Below are 25,003 nucleotides of genomic sequence, written 5' to 3'. Positions count from 1 at the left end.
CGCGGCCGACGCGGGCGGGCGGCCGTACGCCGTACTGGTCGGCGCCGACGCGGTGGCGGTGCTGCTGGCCGGGCCCGACGCGCCCGAGCCGTGGACGGCGGCGCGCGCCGACCTGCCGACGGTCACCGTGCAGCCGGCCGGTGAACGGCCCCTGGTGGTCGCCCTGGGCGCCCAGGCGTACGAGGGCGAACTGCGGTGCGCGTTCCTCGATCTGGCGGTGGGGCCGCCGGTGCTGTGCGTGGACGGCGACGACGGGGCGTCGCGCGCCCTGCTCCAGGCGCTCTCCGCGCAGTTGGACGTGCGGATGCCGCGGTCCATGGTCGTCGTCGCCGAGGGGGTGCACCGGCGCCATCCCGGTCCGCCGGTGCGCACCGCGTACCGGAGCGCGCGGGACACGCCGCGCCGTCTCGGCATGGCGCCGTTCCTGGTGGCGACCGAGCTGCCCGACCCGCTGCCGCCCGAGCTGGCCGCGCCGCCGGGTGAGGAGCCGGTGCTGCGGGTGATGGTGCTGGGCGAGGCGCGCGGCTACACGCGGCGGCTGCTCACCGAGCGGTACGGGCGGGTCGCGGTCACCGGCACGCCGCTGCTGCCGCGCTGCGACGGCCTCGGCCGGGCCGTGGCCCGCACGCTGGACAGCCTGCCGCCCGTGCTGCCGCCGGCCCCGGCGGCCCGCTCCGCCGCCGCGGACCTCGTCGAGGAGTCCGACCTCGTCGAGACGGAGGAGGAAACGGTCACCGAGCGGTACGCACGCCCGGCCTCCGAGACGGCCGGCGTCGCCGCCACGGCCGCCCGCCCCGCCCACGCGGAGCAGGCCAGGCCGACAGAACGGAGACCGACATGAACAACACACCCCCCCACAACAGAACGCGCCCCGAAAGGGGCGCGGGGAACTGCGCGACCAGCCACGACGAACCCGCACCGGGCCACCGGACGACACCCCCCGCAGCCGGGGAAGCCCACCCCGAGAACCCGGCCCCGGCCGCCGAACGGAGCGTCTCTTGAAGCTCACGCTCACCACCGTCGACCTCGCCGAACGACGCACCGACCACCTCCTCGACCTCCCCGAGGGCGCCACCGTCGCCGAACTGGGCACCGCGCTGGGATCCCAGCGGCTCTACCTCGGCGACCGCCCGGTCAACCCCGACCTCCGGGTCGGCGCCGCCGGCATCCGCGCCGGAGCCGTCGTCGGCCTCGGCACCCCCGTACCGGAGCGCACCGCGACCCTGGCCTGGCAGCCCCCGGCCGGTGACCCGGCGCTGGTGGAGATCCGCCACGTCGGCGGCCCCGGCGCGGGCCGCAGCTGGCAGCTGGGTCCGGGCAGCCACGAGATCGGCACCGACCGCGGCTGCGCGCTGCGCCTGCACGGCGGCGACGCGCCCGACCGCGGGGTGTGGGTGACCGTCTCCGTGGACGGCACCGTCGCCTTCCGGCTTCCCGACGGCACCGACCCGGCGCGGCACGGCCTGCGCAGCCTCACCCCTCCCCCGCCGGTGGACCCCGAGACCGGCACCCCGCTCACCGCGGAGGAACCGGCGGGCCCGGTGGACGGCGGACCCGGCGGGCACACCCCCGAACCGGCCCCGCCCGGTCCGGACGGACTGCCCGCGCGGGCGCCGCTGCCGCCCGTCGGCGAACGGCCCTCGCCGAGCGACGGCTCCGAGGAGTGGCCGCCCTACGCCGACCTCGCCCTCGGCGACCATCTGCTGCGCCTGGCCGACCCGTTCGAGGCGGACGCGGCCGTCAACGTCTCCGCCGACGAGTTCGCCATCGAGTACAACCGGCCGCCGCGCATCGCACCGCACCTGGACACCGAGTCCATCCGGATGCAGGGGCCGCCCGGGGAGCGCAAGAACCGCCCGTTCCCGTTCGTCATGATGATGACCCCGCTCGTCATGGGCCTGGTCATGATGAGCCTGTTCCGGACCTTCTACTTCGTCGTCTTCATCTTCTTCACCCCGATGATGGCGATCGGCAACTGGCTGGCGGGCCGCCGTTCGGGCCGTCGGCAGCAGGAGGAGGCGCTCCGGCTGTACCGGCTGCGGCGCGCGGCGCTGGAACGGGAGGTGCGGGAGGCGACGCTCGACGAGCGCGAGCTGCGCAACGTCACCTTCCCCGACCCGGCGACCGTGCTGCTCACCGCGACCGGTCCGGGCAGTCTGCTGTGGCAGCGCAGGCGCCGCGACCCCGACCACCTGACGCTGCGGCTCGGCACGACGACCCGGCCGTCGCTGAAGCGGATCGACGACCACGCCCGGGAGAACAACCACCGCCAGGTGCACTGGCGGATCGCGGACGTGCCCTACGGCCTGGAGATGGCCGACCTGGGCGTGGCGGGTGTCGCGGGACCGGGCGGCACGCCGCGCGCCATGGCCTGCTGGGCGGTGGCGCAGGCCGCCGTGCTGCACAGCCCGCGCGACCTGAGGGTCGTGGTGCTGACCAGCGAGGAGCACGCCGAGGCGTGGAACTGGGTGCGCTGGCTGCCGCACCTGGTCACCGGCCGGCCCGGCAGCCCGGTCGCGGTCGGCAACGACCCGGAGAGCACCGCGCACCGCGTCAACGAACTCGTCGCCGACATCCAGGCCCGGATCACCGCCCGGGGCACCTCCGCGCTCGGCCACACCCTGCTGCGCGAACCCGACGTGCTGGTCGTCCTGGACGGGGCGCGGCGGCTGCGGGACGTCCCCGGCATGGTGCAGGTCCTCACCCAGGGCCCCGGCGTACGGGTGTTCAGCCTCTGCGTGGACGAGCGGGAGCGGCTGCTGCCCGAGGAGTGCACGGCGGTGGTGCTCGCCGAGGGCAACCGGCTCACCGTCCGCACCTCCGGCGTGCCCGAGGTGGAGGACGTCCGCGCCGACCTGGTCGACGCCGCCTGGTGCGAGGAGGTGGCCCGCGCGCTGGCCCCGGTCCGGGACGTGACGGTCGACAGCGACTCCGGTCTGCCCTCGGACGTACGGCTGCTGCCGCTGCTCGGGCAGGAGCCGCCGAACGCGGCGGCGCTGGCCGCCGCGTGGGCGCGCCGCCCGGCCTCGACGGCGTTCGTGCTGGGCGCCGGGTACGAGGGTCCGCTCCGGCTCGATCTGGTGCGGGACGGCCCGCACGGGCTGATCGGCGGCACGACCGGCTCCGGCAAGTCGGAGCTGCTCCAGACGCTGATCGCCTCGCTGGCCGCCGCCAACCGGCCCGACGAGCTGACGTTCGTGCTGGTCGACTACAAGGGCGGCAGCGCGTTCCGGGAGTGCGCGGACCTGCCCCACACCCTCGGGATGATCACCGACCTGGACGGGCACCTGGTGGAGCGGGCGCTGGCCTCGCTGGACGCCGAGCTCAAGCGCCGTGAGCGGGTGCTGGCCCGGGTCGAGGCGAAGGACCACGCCGAGTACCGGGCCAAGCGGGCCAGGGACCCGAAGCTGGCGCCGCTGCCGAGGCTGGTGCTGGTCATCGACGAGTTCGCGACGCTGGTGCGGGAGCTGCCCGACTTCGTGCCGGGGCTGATCAGCCTGGCGCAGCGCGGCCGTTCGCTCGGTCTGCACCTGGTGCTGGCCACCCAGCGGCCCGGTGGTTCGGTGAGCAACGAGATCCGCGCCAACACCAACCTGCGGATCGCGCTCAGGGTGACGGACCGGGCGGAGAGCCAGGACATCATCAACGCCCCGGACGCCGTGAGCATCAGCGCGTCGAGTCCCGGGCGGGCGCTGATCCGGCGCGGTTCGGAGGCGCCGACGCCGTTCCAGACGGCGTGGGTGGGGGCCGAGCGCGGTGAGGCGCCGGCGGCCCGGTCCGCCGCGTCGCGTCCGGTGCGCGGGGTGGAGCTGACGTGGAGCCGGCTGGGCCGGACCGCGGAGCTGCCCGCCGCCGAGGACGAGCTGCCGGAGCCGCTGTCCGGGGAGGAGCCGGTCACCGATCTGACGGCGCTGGTGGAGGCGATCGGCCGGGCGGCGGAGTCCCTGGACGACTTCACGCCGGAGCCCAGCCCGTGGCTGGAGCCGCTGGAGGACCGGGTCCGCGCGGAGGACCTGCCGCCCGTGCCGCCCGCCCCGCCCGGGGCGCTGCCGCTCGTGCCGTACGCGCTGCTGGACATTCCGCACCTCCAGCAGCGGCGGCTCGGCACGATCGACTTCGCCTCCTTCGGCCACCTGTACGTCATCGGGTCGCCGCGCTCGGGCCGCACCCAGCTGCTGCGTACGGTGGCGGGGGCGGCGGCGCTCGCGATCTCCAGCGCCGACCTGCACCTGTACGGCATCGACGCGTCCGGCGGCGGTCTGGGCGTGCTGGAGTCGCTGCCGCACTGCGGCGCGGTGGTCTCCCGGCACGACACGGAGCGGCTGGAGCGGCTGGTCACCCGCCTCAACGGTGAGTTGACGGCCCGTCAGCGGCTGATCGCGCAGAACGGCTCCGCCGATCTCGCCGACCTGAGGGCGAAGCTGCCGAAGGACCGCAGGCCGGCCCGGCTGCTGCTGCTGATCGACGGCTGGGACGCGCTGAGCGCCCTGCTCGACGACTACGACGGCGGCCGGATCTACTCCGAGGTGGTCCGGCTGCTGCGGGAGGGCGCCGCGGCGGGCATCCACGTCATCGCCACCTCCGAGCGGGTGCTGCTGGGCGGGCGGCTGGCGGCGCACAACGACCGCCGGCTGCTGCTGAAGCAGGCCGATCCGAGCGACTACAACGTCGCGGGTCTGAACCGGCACAAGGTGCCCGCGCACATCCCGCCGGGCCGGGGCTGGCTGGCGCCGGAGCGGATCGAGGCGCAGATCGCGCTGCTGCCCGCGGAGGAGGGCGTCGACCAGGCGGACGCGCTGCGGGAGATCGGCCGGCGCACCACCGCGCGGGACGCGTCCGTCGCGGCGGGCCGCCGTCCGTTCCGGATCGAGGAACTGCCGTCGATGATCGGCTTCCAGGAGGCGATGGACCAGGTGCCCGAGGCCCGCAGGCGTCCGCTGTGGGCGCTGCTGGGCATCGGCGGCGACGCGGGCGAGCCGATCGGCTACGACTTCGCGGCGGGCGGCGGTTCGTTCATGGTGGCGGGTCCGCCGCGTACGGGGCGCTCCACGACGCTGGCCTCGATGTGTGTGTCGCTGCTGCTCGGCGGGACGTCGCTGGTGGTGATCACGCCGCGTGACTCGCAGCTGCGGCAGCTCGCGGCGCACGACCTGGCGGAGGTCATCAGCGACACCGACCCGTCCGCCGAGGCGGTCACGCGGGCGCTGGAGGCGGTGGCGGGCCGGCCGGTGGTGGTGGTCGTCGACGACGCGGACCTGCTGCTGAACTGCCGGGCGGACAAGGTGCTGCGGCAGGTCGCGCAGTCGGGCCGGGACCACGGCCAGGGTCTGCTCCTTGCCGGTCTGCCGGAGTCGATGAGTTCCCTCGGGTGGGTCGGTATGGCGCGGCGCTCGCGGCGCGGTGTGCTGCTGGGTCCGAAGAGCATCGGCGAGGGCGACCTGATCGGCAGCCGGATCTCCGCGGAGCAGGTCCGCACACCGCTGGTGACGGGCCGCGGCTGGACGGCGAGCGAGGCGGGCACCACGATCAGTGTGCAGATCCCGCTGACGGTGCTGGGCGGTTGAGCACACCCCTCACGTGGGAGCCCCGTCGCCCGGCAGGTCCGGGCGGCGGGGCTCGCGCGTGAACGGGCCGGGGGCCTCAGCTCTTGTTCGCCTCGCTCTGGATCTCGGTGGCGATGGTCTGGTCGGACTCGGCGATGGAGTCCGCGATGTTGTTGAACATGTTCGCGTACTCCTGGATGTTCTTCGCCGACGTCTTCATCTGGTTGCTGAAGTCGTTGTAGGCGTTCTGCAGCGCGGGGCTGGCCTTCTCGAAGACGAGGCCGTCCTGGAGCAGGGCGCTGACGGTGGTCTCCAGGCTGGTCAGTTCGTTGGAGATGTCCGTGAGCTTGGTGCCCATGGTCGTGGCGGTACGGGCGATCTCGTCGTAGTCGAAGTAGACATCGGGGGAAGTGGCCATGGCGGCGGGTCTCCTGGGGGTCGGTCAGGCGGTGGACGGGCGGCCGCTGCGGTTACTGGCCGCTGCTGTTGACCTTGTCGGCGATGTCCTGGTCCATGTCCTTCACCGACTCCATGATCTTGCGGAACTGCTCGGCGTAGCCCTTGATGCTGTTGGTGGCGTCCTTGAGCGAGGTGTTGAACTTCTCGTACTGCGTCTGCAGCGCGGGGCTGGACTGGGTGAGGACGAGCGAGGTGTCGAGCAGGGTGTCGACCTCGGACTTCGCCTCGTCCATGCGGGGCACGAGGGTCTCCTCGACGCTGGTGTCGAGGAGGTTGGAGACACGCTCGATCTCGGCGTAGGACAGGCTGATGTTGGCGGGCACGTGGCGGCCTTTCTCTGCGGGATGGGGCGGGATGGCGGGCCGGGGAAGGGGCCCTAGTCTTCGTCGTCCTCCGGCTCGGGCCACTCCTCGTCGGGCCCGGAGCGGCTGACGGTGGTGACCTCGCCTTCGGGGTCGGTGGTGGTCATCGTCCCGGAGCCGTCGTCGTTGATGACGACCTCGGTGGTCGACTCGGTCCCGTCGCCGTACGTCGTCACCATGGTGTAGTCGCGCGCGTCGAAGGGGTCGCCCTCCTCCGGGGTGATGATCCGGGGCGCGGAGTCGTAGGTGGTGACGGAGGTGTACGACTGGCCGTCCGTGGTGGTGATGGTGGAGGTCTCCTTCATCACGTTGTAGTCGTCGTCCAGTTCCACCTCCACCGACACCTTGCCCTGCTCGTCCTCGTAGGTGTACGAGGTGGGCGGGTCGTCGGACGGCTTGGTGGGCGGTGAGCCGGGGTCGTCGGGCGCGTCGTCGTCGTCGAGCCACGTCTCGCAGAAGCCGGGGGCGTCGTCGGCGCGGCAGACGTCACCGATGTCGGCGTCGGGGTGTTCCTCGAAGTACTCGGAGGCGCCGATCCGCTCCAGGTAGTCGTCCCACGCCGTCTTGTCCTCCTGCCAGGAGTCGTACGCCTCCTTGTCGTTCTTCCACTCGTCGAGGCCGAGGCTGTTGCTCATCAGGCCGGCGGCGGAGGAGAGCTGGGCGTCGGCGTTGAAGAAGGTGTCCGCGACACCGGCGAAGGTGTCGGCGAGCTGGCCGAGGCCGTCCTTGGCGTCCTTCGTGCGGGACGTCGAGTACGAGTAGAAGAGGTTGAAGGCGTAGGAGAGGTCGGAGCTGCCGAAGAGCGCCTTGCGTTCGGAGGCGCTCGCCTCGCCGACCTCCTTGAACGTGCCGGTGGCGCCGCCGGAGTCGGCCGCGTCGGCCAGGTCGTGCATCTTGGTCTGCACGACGTGCAGCGCCGAGTAGTCGATGGAGAAGTCGGGCACCACGCCTCCCGGTCGAGTCCGCGGGGCCGGTCCGTCGGTCCCGGCCCGGCCTGTCCGCCCCGACCACGCACGGGGACCCCGGAAAGGTTCAACACATTTCCCGGTCGATGTCGGTGGATGTCTGTTGAACCTTTTCGCCGTGCCGGTGCGTGGTACCTCCGGCGGCCGCCCGGCCGGTACCGACAGCAGTGGCCCCCCGGCTGCGGCCGGACGCGGAAGGAGAGCGCCCGATGCCCCGTCCCACCGACTGGAGCGCGCTGGGCCTCGGCGACGACCCGACCCCCGGTGACCCGGACCGGATCGACTCCGTCATCACCTCCCAGGAGTCGCTGGTGTCGCTGGCCGACACCATCGACGACGGGCTGACCTCGATCCTCAACACCACGGACGGGGCGTTCGTGGGGAAGACCGCGGACGCGCTGCGCAAGGTCATCGACAAGGACCTGCGCAAGTACGTGTCGTCGTTCCGCCAGGCCCACAAGGACGTGCAGGGCGCGCTGCGCACCTATGTCGGCGTGATGCGGGAGCAGCAGCGGATCGCCGACGACGCGCTGACCGCGGCGGCGGCCCTCGCCGAGGACGACGAGGAGGGGCGCGACGCGCAGAAGGCGATCGCCGAGGCGGCGGGCGACGCGCTGGACACGGCGGCGGGCACGGCCGCGACGGCGCTGCGCGAGGCGGCGTACAGCATCGCCTCGCCGATCGACGAGTGCGAGGAGTTCTGGAAGGCGCTCGGCTGGCTGGCGCTGATCCTGATCATCCCGGCGATGATCGTCGGTGGTCCGCTGGCGCTGTTCGCCATCGGGCTGAACGTGGCGCTGCTCATCAAGACGGCGATCGACTTCTCGCAGGGCAAGGCGAGCATCACCGAGCTGGTGCTGTCGATCATCGGTGTGATCGCCCCCACCACCAAGGGCATCCGCCTCGGTGACCTGTGGAAGGGCATCAAGAACCTCGGGTCGTCCGGGTTCAACGCCGCGAAGACGCTGTTCCTGGGCGGGCCCAACGCGTTCGGCCTGTTCTCCCGGATCGGTCTGGGCATCGACGACGCGTTCCGGGCGAGCGGCATCTGGCTGAACGGGTTCCGGGGGCTGAACGGGCTGAAGTTCAGACCGAACCTGGGGTTCATGCCGGGTGCGAAGGGGTTCACCTTCGGTGACATGGCGTTCGCCGGGAGCGGGTTCCGGTTCATCCCGGCCGCCGTCGACCTGACCGTCATCAACCTGATGGGCGCGAAGTCCTTCTTCGCGCTGCGGTCGGTGCTCGGTGGTCTCAACGGCATCCGTTCGATCGGTTCCTCGCTGGGCAGCGGCGTCTTCAACGGGCTGCGCGGCTTCAACAGCCTGCGGCTGTTCCTGCCCGTCGCCGCGGACGAGATCGGCCTCGGCCTGTCCGTCGCCGTGCGGGTCGGCTTCATCGACCGGGGTGTGTTCGGCCTGTACCGCTACGGGGTGTTCGCCGGCGGTGAGGTCCTCGCCACCGGCAGCCGTATCAGCGGCGGGATCGCGCACGGTCTGTCGCTGGCGCGGCCCGCGGCGGGGCTGGGGGGCCTGCCGCCGCTCAACGTCTCCCAGTTCACGCCGAGCACGATCGGCGGGGGCCTGGACGGCGGGCTGCGGGGCATGCCGCCGATCTCCGTCGCCGACTCGATGGGCACCGTCAACGTCAGCGGTTTCAACGGGCTGGGGTCCTCGTTCGACCTCTCCCTGCCGGGTGCGGGCGCGCGAATCGTCGACGTGCCGCCCGCGTCGGGTCTGAGCGGGGTGAACGCGGCGCACATCCCGACCCTCGGTCCGGTGTCGTCGGTGTCGGTGCCGCACCTGAACGGGCTGAGCGCGCCGTCGGTCGGCGGGAACGTCGGGGCGGTCGGCGCGCAGCACATCAGCGTGCCGCAGCTCGGCGCGGCGGGGGTGGCCCGGGTGGACCACACGGCGGCGGCCGGTCTGGGGCAGGTGCACATGCCGGCGGTGGGCAACGTGTCGGTGCCGGCCCCCGGGCAGGTGCACATGCCCGCGCCGACGCAAGGGGACGCGGTGTCGGTCGGTCATGTCAACGTGCCCGGCCTCGGCGCGCTGGCCGACGGCCCGGCCGTCTCGCGGCTGGACGCGCCCTCCGTGGGCGCCCAGGTGACGGACCTGCCGTCGGTGACCGGCGTCGGCCGCCTCGACGTCCCGTCCCCGGGCCAGATCCACCTCCCCTCCCCGGGCCGTACGGAGGTCGGCGCCCCGTCGGTGGCCCGGGTGGACGTCCCGTCGATCGGCCGCACCGGGGATGTGGCGGTGCCGTCGCTGAACGGGGTGGAGGTCCCGGCGGTGGGCCGCGCCGGGAACGTGTCGGTCCCGTCGGTCGGCGGGGTGGACGTACCGGCGGTCGGCCGTGCCGGAGACGTGTCGGTCCCCTCGGTCGGCGGGGTGGACGTACCGGCGGTCGGCCGTGCCGGTGAGGTGGGCGCGCCGCAGGTGTCGCACGTGGACGTGCCGGCGATGGGCCGCGCCGGGGACGTGACCGCACCGCAGGTGACGAACATCGACGTGTCCGCGGTGGGCCGGACCGGGGACCTGGCCGCGCCGCAGGTGGCCCGGGTGGACGTGCCCGGGATCGGCCGCACCGGCGAGGTGGCGGCTCCCTCGATGGGCCGGGTCGACATCCCGACGGTGGGCCGGGCCGGAGACGTGTCGGCGCCTTCGGTGTCCCGGGTCGACGTCCCGGCGGTCGGCCGCGGCGGGGATGTGACGGGGACGTCCGTCAACCGGGTCGACGTCACCTCCGTGGGCCGCACCGGCGATCTGGCGGCACCCACCGCGGGCCGTGTCGACGTGCCCGCGCTGGGCCGCACCACCGAGGTGACGACCCCGCAGCCCGGCCGGGTGGACGTGCCGTCCCCAGGCGGGGCGGACGACGCGGCGGTCCCGCCGACCGGCCGGGTGGACGTACCGGCGGTCGGCCGGGCCGGAGACGTGGTGGCCCCGACGACGGGCCGCGCCGACATCCCGACGGTCGGCCGAGCAGGAGACGTCACAGTCCCGGCGGCGGGCCGCGCCGACATCCCGGCGGTCAACCGGGCCGGAGACGTGGTGGCCCCGACGACCGGCCGCGTCGACATCCCCTCGGTCGGCCGCACAGGGGACATCACAACCCCGGCGGGGGGCCGCGTCGACACCCCGGCAGCCAACCGGGCCGGGGACATCACGATTCCGGCGACGGGCCGCGTCGACACCCCGGCGGTCGGCCGTACCGGCGACGTCACCGCCACGGCTCCCGGCCGTACCGGCGATCTCACCGCCACGGCCCCCGGCCGCGCGGACGCCCCGACGGCCGGCCGGAACGGTGACCTCGCGGCGGCCGGCCGTGTCGACATCCCCTCGGTGGGCCGGGCCGGCGACATGGCGGGGCCCTCCGCGTCCCATGTCGACGTACCCGTGGTCAACCGCGCCGGGGACGTCGTGGCCCCTAACCCCGGCCGCGCGGACGTCCCGACGGCCACACGCACCGGCGGGGTCGCCGCCACCCCGGCGCCCGGCGGGACCGGACCCCTCCTCGGGGACCTGGCGAAGTCCGGCCGTATCGATCTGTCGGCGCTCGCCCGGCAGACCGTGCGGGTCAACATGGTGCACACGGTGCGGCTCGACCTCCAGCACACGTTCTCCGGACTGGACGACCTGCTGCGCGGCGTACGGGTCGACGTACGGCCCGGTACCGGCGCGGAGCGGGCGCACGTCACCGTGGACAACCCGCAGGGCGTCAGCGGCGTCACGGCCCGGCACGTCGAGCTGAACGGCCAGGACGTCCTCCAGGTCGAGCGGCACATGCCGAACGGCGAGACGCACCGCTGGAGTTACGCCCTCCAGGCCCCCGACTACCCGCCCCTGGGCTCCATGCAGACGATCCCGGCAGGCGGCCACGGCACGCACATCGAGCTGACGGCGCTGCCGGGCGGCTCGGGAACCACGGTCGCCTCGTCCGGCGCGCTGCCCGCTCCCCCGGTCCCCCGCACCCTGGAGGTGCCGGGCCTCGGCGGCGGCACCCGGGTGCAGGTGCGGTTCGGCGAGATGCCCGGCAGCGTCACCGGGGCCGTGCCCGCCGCGCACGCCGGCGGCACCCCGCCGACGGTGACGGTGCGGCCGGGGCAGGGCCCGGACGGCGCCGACGTGGTGCGCGTGGAGCAGCCGGTCGGCGCGGTCGAGGTCCGTACCGTGGACCTGGTCCGGGACGGCGACGGGCTGCGGCCGGTCTCCGACGAGCGTCTGATCACCCTGGCGGGCGGCGAGTTCCGCGGCACACGGGTCGTCGTGGACGTCCTCCACGACAATGCCGTACGGCACGTCCCGGCGACCGGCACCCCGGTCCCGGCCCCGACCGGACGCCTCGGGTTCGCCGGGCCGGAGCTGCGGGTGCCGACCGGCACCGGGTTCCAGCTCTTCGATCCCGGCACGGGCCTGCCCACGCGGTCGGCGTTCCGGGTCGGTGACGGGTCCGGCGGCGAGATCCATCTGCTGCCGTCCCGCGACGGCCGGAGCCTGGCGCTGACCGACGCGGACGGTACGCCGGTACCGCGGCCGGACGCGACGGTCACCGTGCAGGCGCCGGGCGGTTTCCGGGTGGAGTACGGCTCGTCGCACGTCGTCGTCGACGCGAACGGCGCGCACACGCACACCGTCGTCCCGCTCCACGGCACCGACGAGTTCGTCCTCCGCCCCACCGACACCAACACCCCCATCACCCGCGTCGACACGAACGGCACCGACCGCGGCCCCGTCACCCTCCACAACGGCACCGAATACCGCATCCCCACCCCCCAGCCCCACCGCGTCCACGTCCACGACACCACCGGCCACCACACCCACGACCTCCTCACCGTCCAGGGCGGCCCCCTCACCGGACACGACCTCCGCATCACCCCCGGACCCACCCCCACCACCCACCTCGACAACGCCACCCTCACCCCCCAACCAGACGGCGCCCACCGCATCCAGCACGGCGACGACCATGTCGTCGTCGACGCCGACGGCGTCCACACCCACACCGTCGTCCCGCTGCGGGACACGCCTCACTTCGCGCACGTCCCCGAGGGCGGCGGGGCGCCGCTGGTGCGGGCGGGCGACGGCACGGACGTACCGCACACGACGATCAGCGCTCGGGGGACCACCCACTTCGTGGTGAGCGACAGCCACCTGAACGTGGTGCGGCTGCACCGGGTGAACGACGGCGGTACGGAGCTGACCGCGACCCGGCTAGGGACCGGCGAGTCCGTCCACGTCCGGGCCGGCGGCGGTCTCGAACTGATGGACGCCCGGCTGACCCGGGTCGACGGCGCCACGGTGACCCGGCTGCCGGACGGCGGCCACCACGTCAAGGGCACCGGCGGCGAGGTGCGGATGTTCGGCCCCGACGGCGTCCACCGCCACACCCTCACGCCGCCCGGCGAGGGCGCGCACCTCTTCCGGGTCGACGGCCCGGACGGCAACCGTGCCTTCGACGCGGTGCAGCTCTCCGACGGGGTCGGCACCCGCTTCGTCCGGACGGACACGCACACCCTGCTCGACGGCGACCTGCGTCCGGTCGCACCGACGGCCCACCACACCTTCAGCCGCACCCCCGAAGGCGGGTACCGCGTCGACATCGGCGGCACCGGCCCGCACAGCGGCGAGTACCGGATGTACGACGGCCACGGCAAGCTCACCGAGCAGCGGATCAACGTCATCGACCGGGGCACCGTCAAGCCCGGCGAGTACCTGCGGGTCAGCCACCTCGACGACGGGACGGTGAAGCCGAGCTGGACCCGCGTGCGGGTCGCCGCCGACGGCACGCCCGTCCCGGCGCCGGCGACGGCCAAGTGGTACGACGGCGGCACGGTCGACGCCAAGGGCATCGGCAACGGCCGGGTCCGGCTCGTCAGCCACTCCGGTGTCGAGGTGATGGAGCGCCGGCCGCTGCCCGGCGGGAACACCGTGGACGCGTACCACTCGCGGGCCGGCGTCGGCACGTTCGGCGCGTTCAACCAGCGCGGGGTGTGGACGGAGTTCGACGCCGCGGGCGACGTCGTGCGCTCCGGCACCCGGCACTGGGGCGAGAGCGGCCGCAGCTGGTTCGACGTCACCGGGTCCAGCAGCCTCGGCACCCGCGTGCGGCACTTCCAGGAGAACCCGGACGGCGGTCACGTCCTGGCCCGGACGGACCACGCGCCGGTCGCCCAGAGCTTCTCGGGGAACACGACGTGGACGCGGTTCGACGGCGAGTTCAAGCAGGTGGCGCAGGGGACGCGGAACTGGGGTCCGGGGCGCGGCTACACCGACACCATGGTCCACCCGCACACCGGGGAACGGATCGTCATGCACGAGAAGTTCGGCCGGTTCACCTGGTCCGTGCACGACGTGCGCCGCTACCACCAGACGGAGGTCGACGCCGACGGTGTGCCGAAGCAGGACTACACGTCGTGGTCGGCGCACGGCAAGGAGAACGGCCGCGGGCTGACGCTGAAGAACGGTGACTTCCTCACCAGCCACCGGTTCGCCGAGCAGCGTCCGCCGGTGTCGTTCCGCTGGGCGGTCAGCTCCGAGTACCGGGCCACCAACTTCGACCAGGTGCCCTGGCTGAGCCGGGACAGCGACCTCCAGGTGCACCGCTGGACGCAGACCGGGGCCGGCGGCACCACCAGTGGCATCCGGTTCGCCACCCTCAACACCGTCACCGACGTGGCGCGCGGCGGCGAGGTGGTGCGGGAGACCCGCAAGATCCTCGGCGGTGACACCGTCACGGTCGGCGACGTGAAGATGCCGGACGGGGTCCAGCGGCGGGACGGCTACCTCCCCTGGTCGCAGGGCGAGGGCAAGCCGCAGGGCCACCGCACCTACCACCAGGGCGACTTCAGCCCGCTGCCCGCCGGCCTGGGCAACGACCTGCCGCCGGTCCGCTGGCAGGAGCGGGTCACCGACGACCTCGCCGACGGCGACTGGTACACCCCGAACGCCGGCAAGCAGTGGCAGACGGTCCGGGTCGGTCTGGACGACGGGTCGGTCGTCGAGTTCCGTCCGGCGCCCGGCACGGCGGGCCGTACCGGGCACACCGGTGCGGGTGACTGGACCCGCTACGACCACCAGGGCATGGTCCTGGCCCGGCAGGACACCTGGCCGCGGCCGGGCGGCGGCGAACCGCTGACGGTCACCTCGTTCCGGATGCAGGACGGCGACGTCCGCTGGAGCGACAACCTCGGCGACACCGGTGTGCGCACGCTCAACCAGAACCGCGGGGACGTCACCCCGTGGGGCTGGGACCGGGAGTCGTTCCAGGACTTCGACGCGACCGGCGCCCTGCTGCGCGACCACCGGCTGCTGGCCGACGGCACCACCGTGGACGCCTGGCGCGGACCGGCCCCGGCCGGTGGCAACGGCCACACCTGGCACTGGAACAAGACGGGCGCCGACGGGGCCGTCAAGGAGTTCGGCACCGGCTCCGCCGACCGGGTCCGCCAGTGGTTCGACGGGGCGGGCAACGCGCTGCCCGACTGGGCGGCCGGGGCACGGTTCGAGGACCGGGTCACCAGCCTCGGCAACCGGCTCGTCCAGGAGATCCCGGCCCGTCCGGCGGGCACCCCGCACTTCGCGGACTCCCCGCACCGGCTGCGCGAGTACACCGCGTCGCCGGGCGACACGTTCAACCGGCACGCCTGGAAGGAGTACGAGAACGGCATCGAGCTGGGCCGCAAGGTCGAGCTGCCGGACGGCACCTTCCTGGAGAGCGAGGACTGGCACAAGCAGTGGCGCCGCTTCGGCACGGACGGCACCACGCTCGTCGACGAGCGCACGATCGCCGGGTACGTGTGGCACACCGACACCTTCGGCCGGACCTCGCTGATCGGCCGGGAGACCAACTTCACCGGCGCGTTCGCGGAGTACCGGGGCTTCAGCCGGATGTGGCGCGAGCCGAACCGGTGGGAGTGGGGCCACACCGCGAACGGTGTGTCGACGTACACGCCGTTCGTCAACCGGGCGGTGCGGGCGGTCGTCGTCGACATGCTCCAGGAGTGGCTGCTGGACTTCGGAATGAACCTGGCGGTGTACGGCATCATCGCCGCGGCGACCGGTACCGAGTTCGGCTGGATGGACGTGGCGAAGTCGGCGTTCGGCGCCACCGTGAGCGCCGGGGTGAAGGGCGGGTTCGCCGCCGGGCACTTCATGGCGCACCGCGGCGGCCCGTGGAAGACGGGCCTGAGCCACATGGACCAGGGCCACCCGTACACGCGCCGGCCCAACGACGACACCTGGTCGGGCGAGTTCGGCGGCAACGAGAAGGTGACCCGCTGGCGTTCGGGCACCTACGACTTCGGGATGGGCCTGGTCAGCGGCGCGGTGTCGGGTTTCATCGGCGGCGCGGCGACCGCGGCGATCTTCGGTGTCAAGGACGCCGACGGCAACACCGTCTACCTGCGCGGCACGGACGCGCTGGAGGCGGGCGCGTTCGGTATCGCGGGCGGCGTGGCCGGTGCGGTCAGCCTCGGCATGGCGCGTACGGCGATCACGCAGAACCTGGCCGGGCGCTGGTACCACCGCCAGGGCTTCTTCGACATCTTCGCCGTCGCGGGGCTGGGCAAGCTGGTCGACAAGATATTCGCCAACATGTACATGGCCGGGGCACTGCGCGAGTCCATCAACCCGGACTGGTACCAGGGTTCCGGGCAGAACGACCAGAACAGCCAGAACAGCCAGAACAGCCAGAACACCGAGAACACCGGGGGGTCCCAGTGACGGACGTCAGGGTCGCCGCCAAGGGCCGGGGTGCCCACCGCACCATCGCCCAGGCGCTCGCCGCCGCTCCGGCGGGCGCGACGGTCACCGTGGCGCCGGGCACGTACACCGAGTCCCTGACGCTCACCCGCCGGGTGGCCGTCGAGGCCGAGGCGGGGTCGGGCACCGTACGGCTGCGGCCGTCGTCGGGTCCGGCGGTGACCGTCACCGCGCCCGGCTGCGTCCTGCGCGACCTGGAGCTGGCCGGGGACGATCCGGCCGGGACGCTGGTGCGGGTGGAGGACGCGGCGGGGCTGCGGATCGAGCACTGCGCGCTGACGGGCGGCCGGGTCGAGGTGCTGGGGTCGGCGGCCGGGACCTCGGCGGTCGCCAACTCCGCGCTGTCGCCGGCCGACACGCTGGAGTCGGAGCTGGCCGACCCGGTGGACGGCGGCGGGGTGCTGGTACTGGACGGCACGTGGCTCAGCGACGCCCGGGGCACGGCGCTGCACCTGGTCGGGGACGCCCGTGCGCGGGCGGTGGACTCGGTCGTCGACGAGGTGGACGGCATCGGCGCGGTCCTCTCCGGTCAGGCGGTGCTGCTGGCGGAGCGGCTGCGGGTGTCGGGGACGTCGGGTTCCGGGGTGCGGGCCAAGGGGGCGTCCAGGCTGCTGGCCCGGGAGTGCGTGGTGCGCGGCGCGGGGCGGCACGGGGTGCTGGCGGAGGACGGCGCGGAGGCGGTGCTGGCCGACTGCCGGATCGACGGCGCGGCCCGCTCGGGGGTGCGGGCCGCGCAGGACGCGCGGGTCGCGCTGGCCGACTGCCGGATCACGGGGGCCGGCGGGCACGGGGTCGAGGCGGAGGACCGGGCGCGGCCCGTCGTGGCGGACTGCCGGGTGGAGCGTCCGGGCGGGCACGGGGTGCGGGCCGGCGGATCGGCCGTGGCGCTGGTCACCGGTTCGGTGGTGGCGGACGCGGGGGCCTGCGGGTTCTGGCTGGGCGGCCGGGCCACGGGGACGGTCGAGGGCTGTCGGGTGCACGGTGGCCGGGAGCACGGGGTGGCCGCCGCCGGGGCGGCGACGGCCGTGGTGTCGGACACCGCCGTGTCGGACCCGGGGCTGTGCGGGCTGCACGCCGAGGAGACGGCGCGGCTGGTCGTCACGGGGCTGCGGCTGCGCGGCGCGGAGACGGGCGTCCGTATCCGGTCGGTGTCGGCCGAGCCGTCCGAGCTGACCGGGTGCACGCTGGGCGGGCAGCGCCGCAGCGGGATCGAGCTGGGCGCGGAGACCGCCGCCGTGCTCACCGACGTACGGGTGACCGGGGCGGGCGGCGCCGGGGTGGCCGTGGACGCCGGGGGGCGTCTCACGATGGCCGGCGGGACCGTGTCGGGCGCCGCCGGGAGCGGTGTCGTCCTGGAGCGGGACGCGGCGGTGGAGGTGCGGGGTCTGCGCGTGGAGGAGTGCGGCAAGAACGGCATCCTGGTCGGCGAGGCGGTCACCGGCACCTTCGACCACTGTGACCTGTCCGGTTCGGCGTACCCCGCGGTGCATGTCGGCAAGGGCGCCGAGGTGCGCTTCCGGGGGTGCCGGGTCTTCGACTGCGGTCAGGACGTGGGCCTGGCGGACGGCGCGGAGCCGGTGTTCGAGGACTGTGCCGCCGTACGGGTGCGGACCGCCGTGCTGCCGGGGCTGTCCGACCGGCCGGGCCCGTCGGCCCCCCGGGCTCCGCTGTCGGGGCCCGAACCGGCCGGTCCGTCCGCCTCGCCCGCCGGGGAGGCGGACGGGGGGCGGGAGCTGTGGCAGCAGGGCGAACCCGAGCCGGAGCCGGAGACGCTGGAGGACCTGCTGGCCGAACTGGACGAGCTGGTCGGTCTGGACGGGGTGAAGCGCGACGTCAGCGGCATGGTCAAGCTGATGCAGACGGTGCGGCTGCGTGAACAGGCGGGGCTGCCCGCGCCGCCGCTCAGCCGCCACCTGGTGTTCGCCGGCAACCCCGGTACGGGCAAGACCACCGTGGCCCGGCTCTACGGGCGGCTGCTCAAGGCGCTCGGGCTGCTGGCCCGCGGCCACCTCGTCGAGGTGGACCGCAGCGCGCTGGTCGGCGAGTACGTCGGCCACACCGGGCCGAAGACGACGGAGGCGTTCCACCGGGCGCGTGGCGGCGTGCTGTTCATCGACGAGGCGTACGCCCTGGTACCGGCGGGCGCCGCGAACGACTTCGGCACCGAGGCCATCGCCACGCTGGTGAAGCTGATGGAGGACCACCGCGACGAGGTCGTCGTCATCGCCGCCGGGTACCCCGGCGACATGGACCGGTTCGTCGCCTCCAACCCCGGCCTGTCCTCACGCTTCACCCGCACGCTGCTCTTCGCGGACTACAGTTCGACGGAACTGGTCAGCATCGTGGAGCACCACGCCCAGCGGCACCGCTACGAACTCACCGCCGCCGCCCGTACGGCGCTCGCCTCGTACGTCGAGACGATCCCGCGGGGCGCGCAGTTCGGCAACGGCCGCACCGCCCGGCAGCTCTTCCAGGCGATGACGGAGCGCCAGGCGATGCGGATGGCCGAGCTGATCGACCCCGATTCCGCCCAGCTGATGCAGTTGGACGAGCAGGACCTGCTGTGACCGACCACCACCAGGGGAGCACCGAGACGATGTCCGTACCGCGTACGCGCCCGAAGGCACCGAAGGGAGCCGACCAGGCGGCCGGCCCCGCCGAGCGGTCCTTCTCCGACACCTTCCGCCACCGGCCCGCGCGGGCGCCGCACGGGCTCGCCCCCGGGCGCCGGGTCTGGGCCACCCTGGGCTGGGCGGCGGCGGTGTCGGCGACGGTGACCTTCTCCGCGGCCCTCGCGTCCAGTGGTGTGCTGGACCGGGAGGAGGAGACGCCGACGTCCCCGACGAGTGACCGCATCGCCCTGGGCGGCGGCACCGTACCGAGCGAGCCGACGGCCACCCCGTCCGCGTCCCCCTCCCCTTCCCCGTCGGAGAAAGAGAAGAAGAAGCGGGACGAGAAGGAGAAGTCCGCGGGCGACCCGGACGGGGCGGCGGAGGAGCAGGCCGTCGTGCGGCCGGCCGCGCCGGTCACCGTGACCGCGGAGGCCGACCCGGACGAGGACGAGAAGAAGTCGTCCGGCTCGTCGAAGTCCGGCTCCTCCTCGGGCGGCTCCGAGAAGAGCGGCACCACCGCGAAGAAGCAGACCCAGGACTTCTCCCGCCCGGTGGGCCGGATCTCCGGTCTGTACGACCCGTTCATCGGCCGGTGCGTCCAACTGGTCGGCAGCGGGCTGCGGTCGTACACCTGCGACGGGGGCGCCGACCAGAACTGGCAGTTCGCCTCGGACGGGACGCTGCGCAAGGACGGCCGCTGTCTGTCCCTGGCCGGCCGCGACACCGGCGACGGCACACCGGTCGTGATGGCGTCCTGCGACTCGACGAACGTGACGCAGTGGCGGTACTCCTCCGGCAACGACATCGTCAACGTGGCCGCCGACAAGTGCCTGGACGTCGCCGCCGCGGCCACCTCGGACGGGACACCGCTCCAGATCGCCTACTGCTCGGGCAACTCCGCCCAGAAGTGGGCCGTGCCGTAGGGACGCGGGGGCGGCGGGGGCGACACCGTCCGGGGCGGGGATTCCGATCGACTCACTCATGGGTGCGGCTCTGTCACGGCGCGCCTCCTTCTTACGGGGCCGACTGAAGGGTGTATTCCGCCACATCGGCGGATATGTCAATGGCATGCGGCGGCCGTTGAACGTCCGGTCGCGGTCAGGGGGCGGACATGGGACTGGACGATGTCCTGGTGAAGGCGGTGCACACGGCGGCGCAGGGGGTGTTCCTGGCGCTCACGGTCCTGCTGGCGCTGGGGGCGGTGCGCGGGGTGTCCTCGCTGAGCCACCGGATGCGGGCGCGGGGGCGCATCCTGCCGCTGATCCTGGTGCCGTCGAACTCGGGAAGTCCCCCGCCGGAGGGGCCCGGTGAAGAGGCGGTCCGGCCGTCGTCGGAGCTGACGGCGCATCTGGCGGCGCACCTCACGGAGCACGGCGGCGAGAGCATCCTGGCCCCGGGCGGTGCCTCGACCGCCGGGGCGGACAGCCGTCCGCAGGCCTCCGACCCGACCCAGGGCTGGATCGGCTCGGTGCTCCGGGTGGCCATCGCCGGGCCGCCGGGATACGCCGTCCACCTGGAGGCGCTGGGTGACCACGGCGCGCGGCACCGGGTGTCGGTGACCATCGTCCGGGTGCCGCACAACCGCATCATCGCCGCGGCCGTCATCGCCGACGAGGACGAGGAGCGGCTGCTGGAGAAGATCGCCGTGCACTGCATCTGGAAGGTGCGCAACCAGCCGGCGATGCTGCGGCGCATACCGCGCTGGGAGCGGTGGGGCCAGGACGAGCAGGCCGTCGCCCACTACCGGCGGGGCATGTACGAGCAGCGGGCCCAGAACCAGGCCGGCGGCCAGCACGCCGTGGGCGAGTACGACGAGGCCCTGCGCGCCTTCGAGCAGGCGGCGCGGTTCGCCCCCGGCAACCTGCTGGTCCGGCACAGCGAGGCGGCGCTGATCGAGCTGAAGTACGCCGACCATCCCGCCGAGTACCAGCGGGCCATCACCATCTACCAGGGCTGCACCAAGCTGTGGTCGGAGCACATAGAGACCGCGTACCGCATGGCCATCGCCTACTCGCGGGCCGCGCGGCCCCTGCTGCGCGACCGGAACCTGCCTTCGGAGGACGCGGCACGGCTCAGGGACATGCCCGCGCTCGCCCGGGAGCACCTGGACGACATCTGCGAGCGGCTGCGGCTGCCGTCGCTGCTGCGGCGCTGGCTGCGCAGCATCATCCCGGGCGGCCGGTACAACAGCGGGGAGCGCCGCTACTGGGGTTCGTGGCTGCTGCCGCTGCCGCTCCCGGCCCGGCGGTCGCAGCGCCGTACGTTCCTCGGAGCGATCCACATCGCGCTGGCCGCGCACGATCTCACCGAGATCCAGCACAACGGCCACGACCGGGAGACCACCGAGGAGCAGTGCGCGAAGGTGCGCGACGCGTTCGACCGGGTGGCCCGGGAGGTCCTCGTGCGCAAACGGCGGCCGCGGCGCGGCTCGGGTGTGCGACGGCTGCTCCACGACGACCACACCCTGGGCCGTTCGGCGCACGGCATGGAGCAGCACCGTGACGTGATGCGCCGGGCGCGGGCCACCTCACGGCACTGGGGTCCGGAGCGCAAGGCGTCGACCGGGTGGATGACGCACTACAACGCCGCCTGTTTCCTCGCCCTGGCCGTGAAGCTGCCCGACTGGAGCCTGCCGCGGGACTACACGACCGAGCAGTGGCGGGAGGACTGCACGCGCAGCGCCCTCAACCAGCTCGACCGCAGCACCCGGACGCACGACTCCACCCTGACCGGCGACTGGATCGCCCATGACCCGGATCTCCGCAATCTGTGGACGTCGGAGGCCGGTGCGAAGTGGGCCGCGTTCATGAACGTCCGTCCCGCCGTGGTCAGGGGCCGGTCAGAGCCACCGTGACCGACCCCGTGCGGCCCCCCGACGCCACCGTCAGCGTCACCCGGCCGGGCCGGACCGCCGTGAGGGTGTGGGCGGTGAGGTCGAGGACGGCCAGGGTGCGCCGGGACGCGGCGGCCCGTTTAGCCGCGGCGGCCGAGGCCGTGACGGCCAGGCCCGGGGAGCCGGACCAGACGACGCTGGCGGGGTGGCGCAGCGGGAAGGCGAGGCCGTACTCGGTGGTGATGCCGGTGGCCGAGACCGCGGCGGACGTGCCGGTGGCGAGTTCGGCGGGGGCGGTCACCTCGACCGTGTCGATCAGGGGGCGGCTCTCCGCCTGGAGCCAGTCCCGGGTGCGCGGGCTGGGCAGGCCGGGCCGGATCCGGGCGGGCCGGGGGTCGACGGCGACGTGCATCCAGCCGAAGAAGCCGCCCTGGTCGGGTGAGCTGTAGGGGGTTTTGCCGACGGCGGGGGTGGTCACGTTGAGGACGCCGTCGGCGCGGGTGACGGACGCGGTGTGGGCGTGGCCGGTGAAGAGGGCGACGGGTTTGCCGGAGGTCTCCCGGAAGTCGGCGAGCCAGCGGGTGAGAAGCTCGGCGGAGAGCCGGTCGGAGAGCTGGGAGGTGCCCGCGCCGGACGGGTCGTGCAGGGGGTGGTGGAAGGAGACGACGACGCCGGTGACGGCGGAGTCCCGGGCGGCCCGGTCCAGTGCGGCCCTGAGGGCGGGGACCTGGTCCCAGTCGGAGGTCCGGATGTCACCGGTGTGCGAGTCGAGCAGGACGAACCGGGTGCCCTTGTGGTCGAAGGTCTGCCGGTTGGGGCGGCCGGTGGCCGCGAGGAAGGCGTCGAGGCCGCCGGTGGCGGAAAGGCCCGCCTCGTGGTTGCCGGGTGTCCAGTACACGGGCAGTCCGGCCGGTACGTGGTCGCGGAGCAGGGTGTGGGCGAGGTCGAAGTCGGCCGGTCCGTTGTCGTCGACGAAGTCCCCGTTGATCAGGAGGAAGTCGGGGCCGGCGGCGACCGCCTGGTCCAGTGCGACGGCCGCCTGCCGCGCGGAGAACGAGTCGGGTCCGGCCGCGGCGCCGACGTGCAGGTCGGAGAGGACGGCGAAGGTCCACCGGCCGCGCGGCAGCCCCGCCTGTCCGACCACGTAGGGGTCGGACAGCGGTGGTGCGGTGGTCTCCGGCCGCTGTCCGGTCTGTGCGACGAGGGCGTCGAACTCCACCGCTCCGGCGTTCTTGTTGGTCTGCGAGGTCTCCACGAGGTAGAGCCGCAGCAGGGTGACCGGTCCGGAGAACCCGGCGGGGACGTCACCGACGACCCGGCGCCAGCCCGTCCAGTCGACGGCGGTGGTGAAGGTGAAGGGCACGTTGGTGGTGGACCGGGAGCGGAGCATGGCGCGCAGCCAGTGGCCGCGGCCGTCGCCCTTCACCCACAGGGCGAGCCGTCTGGTGCCGGCGGGCAGGGTGATCGGGGTGCCCGCCACGGCGTAGGCCGCGGAGGTGCTGGTCCGGCCGGTGAAGTCGTAGGTGAGGCGCAGGGCGTGGTTGTCCGGGGCGGCGCCGGGCCGGTCGGGTGCGGTGACGGCCTGGGCGGTGGCGGTGGCGCGGGTGGCCAGGGCGGTCCAGGTCTCGTCCGGTTCGAACTCGGTGAGGGGTACGTCGGCGAGGCCCACCGTCACGGTGAGCCGGGCGGTGACGCCGTCCACGGTCGCGGTGAGGACGGTCGACTCGCCGCCGGACGCGGCGACGCCGGTGACGGCGAGGTGCCCGTCGGCGGTCACGCCGACGTCGACGACGGCCTTGTCGTGGTCGAGGGTGGCGTCGCGTCCGGCCACCGGGGCGTCGAAGCCGTCGGTGTCGTAGCCGGTCAGGGTGGTGAGCGCGGTGGCGCCGGGTTCGACGGTGAGGACCGGTTCGGTGAAGGCGAGCCGGTGCAGCGGGCCGACGACGCGCAGTGGGTGCTCGCCGTGGGCGGCGCCGGCCCGTGCGGTGAGGGTGCCGGTGCCGGGTCGTCCGGCGCGGAAGACGCCGTCGGCCGTGCGGCCGAGGGTGCGGGGCCGCGCGGCCCAGTCGATCCGGTGGCCGTCCGTGGTCGCCGGCGACCACGTCTCGTCGTGGCCGGCGGCGGTGACGTCCAGGGTGAGGCCGGGGACGACGCGGTCGGCGGCGGGGCGTACGTCGAGGCCGCGCAGGGTGCCCGAGCCCGTCGGGCCGAAGAGACCGACCCCGTTGGGCACGGGGCGTTCGGCGCCGTCGGAGGGGGTGTTGACGACGGTGACGGCGCGGTCGCCGGGGTGCCGGGCGACCATGCCGGTGGAGCCGCCGCCGTCCAGCATGAACGCCTCGGCGGCGCCGAGCCGGACCAGGAGCGCGGCGGTGGCGTCGTAGGTGAGGCCGGCGGAGAAGTCGGCGGAGCCGTCGACGGCGACCAGCAGCAGGCGGTGTCCCCCGGCCGGCCAGCCGATGACCGTGCGGGGTTTGCCGGCGTCGTTGCCCTCGCTCGGCGGGAAGTCGACGGCCCGGCCGTCCCGGACCAGGACAGCGCCGCTGCCCAGCGCCGTGCGCGGTGCGGCGGGTGCGTCGGAGCGGGGGGCGAAGCCGACCGTGACGGGGTCGCCCGGACGGGCCGCGGCGAGCCGGGCGGCGGCCGTGCCCCGGCCCACCACGATCAGTCCGTCCTCGGGGACGGCGGTGTCGGTGAGCCGGTCGTGGACGGCGGTGACCGTGCCGCCGGTGACGACGAGTTCGGTGTACGGGCCGGGGGCGGTGACGGTGGTGCGCGGGCCGGGTCCCCACAGCGGGGTGTAGACGGTGAGGCCGTCGGCGGGCGGGGCGGGCGAGTTGAGCGCGGCCAGCGGGCGGGCGGTGCCGGTCACCGTGACCGTGCCCTGGATCAGCAGGTCGGCGAGGCGGGCGACGCGGTCCGCGCCGACGGTGACGGCGGTGGTGGCCGTGGCGGCGCCCTTGCGGACCCGGCCGTCCTGGATCTCGGGTCCGATGGCGGCGTTCGTACGCGTGATGTCGAAGAAGTCGCCGTTGACGGCGGCGACCGCGCCGTGTGCCGCGGCCAGTTCGGAGGGGGTACTGGTCGCGCTGACCCGGCCGGCCAGCAGGCCGACGCCCACGTCGGTGTCACGCAGGTCGGCGTTGAGGACGTGGACGCGCGTCCAGCCGGTGCGGCCGTAGGTGGCGAAGGTGGTGAGGACGATGCCGGGGGCGACCGGGGTGTCCACCCGGTCGGTCTCCACGGATTCGCCCGGGACGGTGGTGCGGTACTCGGGGATCTCGAAGCGGGGGGCGGCGTTCCGTGGAGCGGAACCGGCGCTGGTACCGGGCGGTGGCCCGTCGGCGGGCCGGGCCGGAGCGGCCGTGGCGGCGGTGCCGGTCGCCGCGGTGAGGGCGGCGGCGACCGCTCCGGTGAGCAGACCACGACGGCTCAAGGCCGTGTTTCTCGCGGGGAGTTCATTGGAGGAC

General features: G+C 74.1%; 9 protein-coding genes and 1 pseudogene. 6 read left to right on the top strand and 4 right to left on the bottom strand.

The window, feature by feature from the left end:
* Together UW392_RS61840 and UW392_RS61835 are read left to right on the top strand one after the other, a co-directional pair.
* A pseudogene (locus UW392_RS61840) lies at positions 1 to 841 on the top strand (hypothetical protein); the annotation flags it as partial.
* Positions 842 to 998: 157 nt separating this feature from the next.
* Complete coding sequence (locus UW392_RS61835; RefSeq protein ID WP_320784300.1) at positions 999 to 5,564, top strand: FtsK/SpoIIIE domain-containing protein; 4,566 nt, start codon at positions 999 to 1,001, stop codon at positions 5,562 to 5,564.
* A gap of 76 nt (positions 5,565 to 5,640) precedes the next feature.
* Here the strand turns inward: UW392_RS61835 and UW392_RS61830 are convergent, their stop codons facing one another.
* From UW392_RS61830 to UW392_RS61820, 3 genes are read right to left on the bottom strand one after another with little or no spacing between them, the layout of a single operon-like run.
* Positions 5,641 to 5,961, bottom strand: coding sequence for a WXG100 family type VII secretion target (locus UW392_RS61830; protein WP_320784299.1), 321 nt, complete (start codon positions 5,959 to 5,961; stop codon positions 5,641 to 5,643).
* 52 nt (positions 5,962 to 6,013) lie between these two features.
* Entirely contained in the window at positions 6,014 to 6,325 is a 312-nt protein-coding gene (locus tag UW392_RS61825) for a hypothetical protein (protein WP_320784298.1), read from the bottom strand.
* 53 nt (positions 6,326 to 6,378) lie between these two features.
* Positions 6,379 to 7,308 (bottom strand): serine/arginine repetitive matrix protein 2, encoded by a 930-nt coding sequence (locus UW392_RS61820; protein WP_320784297.1) that lies wholly within the window; start codon positions 7,306 to 7,308, stop codon positions 6,379 to 6,381.
* Positions 7,309 to 7,538: 230 nt separating this feature from the next.
* On the opposite strand from UW392_RS61820, the gene UW392_RS61815 reads away from it, so the two are divergent.
* The 4 genes from UW392_RS61815 (at position 7,539) to UW392_RS61800 (ending at position 21,554) form a co-directional block, all read left to right on the top strand.
* A complete protein-coding gene (locus tag UW392_RS61815; RefSeq protein ID WP_320784296.1) occupies positions 7,539 to 16,049 on the top strand; it encodes a hypothetical protein in 8,511 nt (2,836 codons plus the stop codon).
* Positions 16,046 to 18,655, top strand: a complete 2,610-nt coding sequence (locus UW392_RS61810) for a right-handed parallel beta-helix repeat-containing protein (RefSeq protein ID WP_320784295.1) — start codon at positions 16,046 to 16,048, stop codon at positions 18,653 to 18,655. Before UW392_RS61815 ends, UW392_RS61810 begins: the two co-directional genes overlap by 4 nt.
* On the top strand, positions 18,652 to 19,623 hold the full coding sequence (locus tag UW392_RS61805) for an RICIN domain-containing protein (RefSeq protein WP_320784294.1): 972 nt from the start codon (positions 18,652 to 18,654) through the stop codon (positions 19,621 to 19,623). Before UW392_RS61810 ends, UW392_RS61805 begins: the two co-directional genes overlap by 4 nt.
* Positions 19,624 to 19,811: 188 nt before the next feature.
* Positions 19,812 to 21,554, top strand: a complete 1,743-nt coding sequence (locus UW392_RS61800) for a tetratricopeptide repeat protein (RefSeq protein ID WP_320784293.1) — start codon at positions 19,812 to 19,814, stop codon at positions 21,552 to 21,554.
* Here UW392_RS61800 and UW392_RS61795 read toward each other — a convergent pair.
* Entirely contained in the window at positions 21,529 to 24,969 is a 3,441-nt protein-coding gene (locus UW392_RS61795; RefSeq protein WP_320784292.1) for a phosphodiester glycosidase family protein, read from the bottom strand. The two genes, UW392_RS61800 and UW392_RS61795, sit on opposite strands and share 26 nt — an antisense overlap.
* Positions 24,970 to 25,003 lie beyond the last annotated feature (34 nt).

The sequence above is a fragment of the Streptomyces sp. CRN 30 genome (assembly GCF_034105845.1).
The sequence above is the reverse complement of the archived record's forward strand: the minus strand, read 5'-3'. Positions and strand labels throughout refer to the sequence as shown.